Here is a 7,593-nt window from a genome sequence, read left to right as displayed (position 1 = left end):
CTACTAATAGTAGTTATGTGCCGTACTCGCCCGAGCGCAGTGGGAATCTTATTGAAGCGATTTTTAATGAGCGTAATAAGGAATTTATGGGTGAAGGTTACAGATGGTTCGATTTGGTTAGGTATCATAAAATTGTGCAAAGAGATCCGAAGTTTATTGCTTTAATTAATTCTGGTGGAATTTACTGGCCTATTGCTCAATCTCTTATTGACCAAAATCCTGAGTTGGTACAAAACTCTTATTGGAAATAACTAAACATTAATAGATATGAAAAAATCAAATTTATATAGTAGATATTTAATAGCATTCTTGTTTAGTGCCATAATATTTCAAGTGGCCTGTAAGAAAGAAAAAGGCTATTATTCTACTCAGGATATCAATCCAGGTACTTCCTTAAATATTTATGATTACCTGAAAAGTAAACCAGGAGTTTATGATTCATTGTTGCTGGTAATTGATAAACTTAAAATGAAAAGTATTCTTACCGATAGTAGCGTGTCTGTATTTGCGGTTTCTAACCCAAGTTTTCAGCTGGCAATTAGAAATTTAAATGATGCAAGAAGGGCTAATGGCAAAAGAGCTATCTTTTTAACCGAATTAGCGTCTGGGTTTGCACCTGCTTTGGCTGATCTGGAAAAAGCAAAAARTGATAGTGCTCATTTGGATACGATGGTATCCAGGTATATTGTAAAGGGACTTTTTAAATCGACAGATTTTTCTTTGGGAGATGGCCGTGAGCTTTTTAGTGTACGTGGAAATTATCCAATGCATGGAAAACGCCAATACGCTGATGCTCAAGGTATGCAAAATGGCGGTCCCGAAGTGATTGAGTTTGCCAATACTAAAAGAAGTGTATTTACTCCGAACTGGGCATTTGCTTATACAAGTTCAGTTAACATTCAGGCGAAAAATGGAATTGTACATTTAATACAGCCAGATCATGTGTTTGGATACGATGAATTTGCAAGACGACTTACGTTTATTCCACCGCCAACAAACTTATTTAAAACGGTTACTGGTACAATGGAGGTTAAATTTAATAACCCTGACTACAAGGATGGAACGGTAAATCCGGGAGAGAAATTCATTAAGTTGTTTGATGATAATGTGTTAACTAAGTTTATCTGTCACTTTAATGTTCAGAATGTTAAACCAGTTTACTTCATTTGGCACCCTAGCTTACCTGTAGTATCCAATGTTTACACATTGACATCTGCAAATGACTCGAAAGAATATTCTCGTAATCCGAAGAGCTGGAGAGTTGAAGGATCTCAAAATGGAACAGACTGGACTGTATTAGATACCAGACAGGATATGGTATTTGAATCTAACTTCCAGAATAAGGTTTATGATTTTAATAATGAGATTGCCTGGCAACACTACCGTATAGTATTCTTGAGTAATACCGGTGATGATTTATTCCAGTTGTCTGAATGGACTATGAACTTTAGGACAATTTACAAATGATGAGGACAGATAAATTTAAATTAATAAATGTTATGTACAACATATTAAAATATAGAGTAGTTCTATTTTTGGCCATGATAATTGCTTTTTCGGGATGCAGGAAGATTTTTGATCTGCCTGAAGAAAAGGATTATTTAAGCACTAAAATGACTTATGCCATGACAGAATTTCCTCCGACTTTGGGTAGGCTAAATTTATATCAGGGCATTTTTAATCCCGATAATTCCTCAGCCCCTATGACCTTTGAAATTGTAAATGCAAGGTTTGGAGATGGAAGGTCGGCTGAAGATATGCTGGCCAAAAAACCGGTACTGGTGTGGACTCAGGAGTATACCGGAAATGAAAAGAGTGTAGCCGAAATTGACGCAAAAAGGAAAATTGAAGAGCGCCCGATGCTTGAGGTAAGACCTTCTGGTGATATTATTCTTTGGCCTTCTGCTACAAGTGAAGTCTTTAAGCCCCGGGATTCTGTAACTTATCCTCAGGATATCAGATATTTCGATGTGAAGGTTAAGAATTCAGGAGGAACGAGAATTATTAAAAACCTTTCTATAATTCCATACAGAGAGATACCATATTTTCCTGCAGAAGATATTAACAAATTTACCGGTAAGCCTAATACCACCACAGCAAATGGAACTACTTTACAACACAATTATCCCAATATTTCCGGGATGAAAGGTGAGGGAACCAATGATGATTTGTTTGCGAATGGAGGCGGGTTAAAAGGAGTTGTATATACATATATCAGAAAAGTACCTGGTGGAACTGGCAATTCATTAAGATTTAAGTTTTTGAATAAAGATTCAGTAGCGATAAATCCGGCCAAGTTTAATGAAACTAAATGGGATCAACTGGTGCATGGTTTTAATATGGAAAGAACAAGCGAATACGTAAAGTTTGATGTTGCATACCCAATCCCTGTTGCCAGAATTCCGACAAGGTTTACAGCGGGTGGCATAACAAACACATTTGGCGGATCTACAGCATATGTTGAGTTTGTTTATTCGCGAAGAGGATTTGGCGGTGCCAGAGAGCAAGGTGTGATTTCACAGCAGTTTGCCATTTATGAAAAAGGTGATTGGGAAATTGTATTTCACTTTAAAACTGTGAATCCAAAATTTGAAGACGAATAGAAATGTTAATGATAAAAATTAATACAATGAGAAAACAAGTAATTCTGCTATCGATTTTTTTCAGCTGCATTTTTCTATGCAAGGATTTGGTGGCGCAAACAAAGAAGGTAACTGTTAGTGGTACAGTAAAAGATGGCGGATCTAACGATACAATGGTAGGTGTTAGTGTTGCCACCGGTAAGCCACTTAAAGTACTTACTCAAACTGACAGTAAAGGCCATTATTCAGTAAGTGTTGATGATGGTGCAACTTTAGTATTTACATATGTAAGTTATGGAACAAAAACTATAAAATTAAATGCCGGGCAAACCACATTGAACGTAACTCTTAAAGAGGATAATAAAACGATGGAGGAGGTAGTAATTCGTGGTTACCAAAAAAGAACAAGAGAGGTAACAACCGGTTCATCTTTTATCGTTTCCGGTAAAGAAGTTCAGGATGTTCCGGTATCAAATGTGGAGCAATTGTTACAAGGTAAAGTGGCGGGTTTAAATATCCAGTTAAATACTGGTGCTCCTGGTTTACGTGGTACAATTAACATTCGCGGTTTATCAACTATCAGTACAACTGGATCGGGAAATGAAACATTTCTTCAACCTACTTCGCCACTATATGTTATTGACGGYGTTCCCATGGATGCAGATAAAGCTTCTGAGTATGGATTTCAACAACAAGGCCCTGGGGTGAGTCCAATCTCATTGATCCCTCAGGAAGATATTGCAAGTATTGAGGTATTGAAAGATGCAACAGCTACGGCATTGTACGGTTCAAGGGGTGCATATGGTGTAATTTTAATACAAACTGTACGAGGAAATTCAGCTGTTCCGCGTATCCGTTATACCGGTAACTTTTACATGAATGCAATTCCTAAACTCCGCAGTATTTTGGGTGGGAATGCTGAACGTGAGCTAAAATTATATCAGATCAATACCTATGGTAGATTCAGAGATCAGTATATGGTTTCAAATACACCTTTCTTAGCTGATAGTTTGAATCCTTATTACAACAATTCAACCGATTGGCAGGGCGTTTTCTATCAAAATACCTATAATCAAACACATAACGTTCAGCTTGATGGTGGTGATACCAAGTTTAGTTATAAGACGAACCTGAGTTACTTTTCTGATAAGGGTATTATCAAAAATACTGGTTTTGACAGGTATAGTTTGAATATGAATATGGACTATAAACCTACTGAAAGAATTAGTTTTTTTGGATCCATAAGAGGTAACGTAGGTAAGATCAAAAAGGCAAATGGAGTAGGGTTATTACAAACGGGTGTTGCAGCCGACGGACAAAAATCGTCATTACTGCCCGGGCCTTCATTCTTTCAGGCAACCAGTAGTGTATTATCAGCCCTGCAAACAAATACAGATGCAGGACCTAAGAACCTAAATACTTATATTGAGGGACGTTATGAGCTAATCCCGGGATTAAATTTAACTTCTGCGGCTAGTTATGATTATAATGTAGATACTGAAGATACTTTTACGCCTGCTGCTGCTAACGATCAATTTGCTAAGATATACTCTTTCTATGGATATACCTCGCAGCTATATAATAGAAATAACGTTTCTTATACCAGATCTTTAAATGAGAAGCATAACTTTTTTCTTAACCTTTTTAGTGAGATGTATATTAAAAAGGGACAATCAAGTATTACAAGATTAGAAAGATCGCCAAATGATCAATTTCAAGGACCATTAGGATATGATGGTTATTACTCTAGGGGCGGTGGTATTTTAACTTCTTTTTACGATCAGAATCAAATTTCATTTGCGGCGGCTTTTACTTATGATTTTGAGAAGAAATACATTTTTGATTTAACTTATCGTATTGACGGTACTTCCAATAACGGAAATAAAGAACCATATTCTAAGAATCCTTCAGTGGGTTTGAAATGGAACTTTAATAAAGAAAATTGGCTTAAAGATCTTAAATGGCTAAATTATGGAGATATTCGGGTAACGGCGGGTAGAAACATTTTTCCGGTTGGAAATTTGATCGATATTTATGGAAAGTACATCCCACGTGGTTTCTATAACAATAATCCACGGGTAGGAATAGATTATGAATATGTACCTAACCCTTTGCTTAGGCCAAAAAAAGTAACCCAATTTAACCTTGGTTTTGACTTAGGTCTATTCAACGGAAAACTTGATGTTATTTTTGATACTTATTATAAAAAGGTTGATAATGAACTGTTTGTTAGTCAATTATCTAATACCCTTGCTTTTAGTAAATATACAAGTAATGATGCAGCACTTGCAAATTATGGATATGAGCTATCGTTTACAAGCAGGCCTTTAGCTAAAGACAGCAAATTTAACTGGACTATATCCGTAAACGGAGCCTGGAATAATGACGTTTTAACAAAACTTCCTGAAGAGTATAACGGACAGTTTATTGAGTTTGATTTTAATTCTGGTTATTCACAGCATTTAGCAAAAAGAATTGGAAGAAATTCATTGGCTAACTACTTATATGTAAATCAGGGTGTATACGATTCAACAAACGATGTACCAATTGATCCTGTTACAGGTTTAAGATACAGGAATAATGATTCCGGAGATTTTCTTAATTCCTTCCAGGGTGGCGATGCACGTTTCTATGATGCCAATGGTGATTATGTATTGGATTCAAGAGATTTACAAGTTGTTGGTAATACACAGCCCGTGTTGACAGGTGGTTTATCTAATACTTTGAGTTATACTATGCCATCGGGTTCTACCCTTTCCCTTAATATTTATGCTACTTATACTGCAAAACGTTCTATTTTGAATAATGCCCTTGCAGACAGGTTAAGGTTGCTGAACAATCCGTTTGGTATCAAAGATGGTGTTTATGGCAAAAATCCACTTACTGTTGTTCCTGTTAATGACTTAAATATGTGGACAGGCCCTGGTTATACCAACGCCAGATTTGCCAATGCTTACGACTATGCACACAACGCTTTTGCGAATAATTACAGATATGAACAAACGCTTTGGATGGAAACCGGAAGTTACTTCAAAATTAACCAGATTACACTTTCTTATTCATTTGCTAAAAAAATGGCCAGACGTATTGGTTTGAACAATATACGTACCTTCCTTTCGGCAAGTAATATTGTTACTTTTTCTCCTTACACCGGTCCAAATCCGGAGGGGGTTACTGCAATTGGTAGAGATGGTTCAAATGGTTACCCGGTTCCCCGAGTATATAATCTTGGTTTTAACGTAGAATTTTAATTGAAGTCACAAAACTAATAAGACATGAAAAAATATATTATTTGCTTATTTATTGTTGTAAGCGCTTCACAATATGGCTGTAAGAAATTTTTGGATATTACTCCCATAGATAAACTTACAGGAAATAATTTTTACAAGACCAGGGAGGATATGGAAGCAAATATCACCGATATGTATGGTGAGTTATTTGATAAATATACACGAACAGCTTTTGCTGGAGCAACAGGTGAATTTCGCTCGGGAGAGGTAATTCCTGCGGCAGAAGGTGGCGCCGGTCGTTCTGCATCTGGATTAATCGGGGGGCACACCAGGCAAACGCCAAACCCTCAGGGAAGTACCGATAAGCAGAATGTTCCTTTAACTACTGTTAATGACAGGTACCTGCTGGCCGCGATATCTACCGGACCACCACCACCAGCTTGGTCTGGTTATAATTTTAGCGATTTAACCAAATGGGATGAATATTACAGAGTGATACAATCGGCTAATCTGATGATTAGTAAAATCGACGATGGTATTGCTGCACTAACGGCTGAAGAGTCTAAGCGCTATAAAGCTGAAGCCAAATTTATTCGTTGTTTTTGTTATTTTCAGATGGTTCGCTTATTTGGGGATGTAGTTTATTATACTGATGCCTTTCAAAAAGATCCTTTGCCAAGAGAAAATATGGTAACTGTTATAAATAATTGCATTGCTGATCTTAAAGATTTTAGAAATGATTTACCGTTAACTTTTACTGATCCATCTTTGAGGGGTGTGAGGGCAAACAGAGGTGCAGCAATAGGTTTATTGATGAATATGAATATGTGGAATGCAGGGTTTGATATTGCTAATAGAACTTCATATTATCAGGAAACAGCTGCATTGGGAAAAGAGATTATGGACAGTAAAGCTTTTCGTCTGCTTCCTCTAGGTGAATGGGCTAAAGTTGTAAAGGGCCGTTCTGAGGAAAGTCTTTTTGAATTGTTCAGAACACTGAATTACAATCAGGATTTGAATGACCCATTTGCGCAGGCTAATGCATATTCGCCCTTTGGAGATGCATTTATCCATTTCCCATACAAGCAACCTGAGTATACTCACAGATATAGCTACTCTGTATTTTCAACAGAATATATGAGAAAACTTTATCCGGATGAATCAGATTTAAGATTAACAATCTGGTTTGTTGCTCCATTTGATCAAAATGCTTCAACCTTTCAGTTAAGGAAATTTGCATTAAATACATTCGCAGATGCAAACAATCCTAATTTGGATTTGAATCCAGACAATACATATTTAATTATGCGCTATAGCGATGCTATTTTGTTACGTGCAGAGGCGTTGGCTAATCTTAATCCTGAAGATCCGATAGCAATAGAGTGTTTAAATATTGTAAGGGGAAGGGCCGTGGCTCCGCCGTACCCAACCGGAAGTAAAGATACAAATTTGAAAGATGCAATTTTTCTGGAAAGATCTAAAGAACTGATGGGAGAAGGAAGTCGTTATTTTGACCTGGTAAGAACTAAAAGAGTATTAAGTAAAGAGTGGACAGATAATCCATTGACTTCAGATAAGTTTAACAGGGGTGGTTGGACCTGGCCAATTCATCCAAACGCATTGTTCAATAATCCTAAGATGAGTTTAAATAACTATTGGATTGGTTCAGGTCTTTAATTTTAAATAATAGATAAATACATGAAAAATATTATTAAACGATACTTTAAACCGACGGCAATATTATTGATTTTGCTGGCAATGGTAATAAGTTCCTGTAAAAA

The 7,593-nt window shown here is 36.6% G+C and carries 5 protein-coding genes; all 5 read left to right on the top strand.

The window, feature by feature from the left end; genetic code table 11:
* A partial coding sequence (locus AC1DG9_RS19840) for a RagB/SusD family nutrient uptake outer membrane protein (protein ID WP_477635097.1) occupies positions 1–251 on the top strand: 251 nt, incomplete at its 5' end.
* Between the two features lie 16 nt (positions 252–267).
* Positions 268–1,467 carry a discoidin/SUN/FTP domain-containing protein gene (locus AC1DG9_RS19835; RefSeq protein ID WP_477635096.1) on the top strand — a complete coding sequence of 400 codons (1,200 nt, stop codon included), beginning with the start codon at positions 268–270 and terminating at the stop codon, positions 1,465–1,467.
* A 32-nt stretch (positions 1,468–1,499) separates the two neighbouring features.
* On the top strand, positions 1,500–2,603 hold the full coding sequence (locus tag AC1DG9_RS19830) for a DUF5007 domain-containing protein (RefSeq protein ID WP_337715096.1): 1,104 nt from the start codon (positions 1,500–1,502) through the stop codon (positions 2,601–2,603).
* A gap of 26 nt (positions 2,604–2,629) precedes the next feature.
* Positions 2,630–5,833, top strand: coding sequence for a SusC/RagA family TonB-linked outer membrane protein (locus AC1DG9_RS19825; protein WP_337715094.1), 3,204 nt, complete (start codon positions 2,630–2,632; stop codon positions 5,831–5,833).
* Positions 5,834–5,857: 24 nt separating this feature from the next.
* A complete protein-coding gene (locus AC1DG9_RS19820; protein WP_337715092.1) occupies positions 5,858–7,489 on the top strand; it encodes a RagB/SusD family nutrient uptake outer membrane protein in 1,632 nt (543 codons plus the stop codon).
* Positions 7,490–7,593: the final 104 nt, after the last annotated feature.

The sequence above is a fragment of the Pedobacter sp. 05L430 genome, from assembly GCF_056397585.1.
Note: the sequence above shows the minus strand (reverse complement) of the source record. Positions and strands in the feature narration are given on the sequence as shown.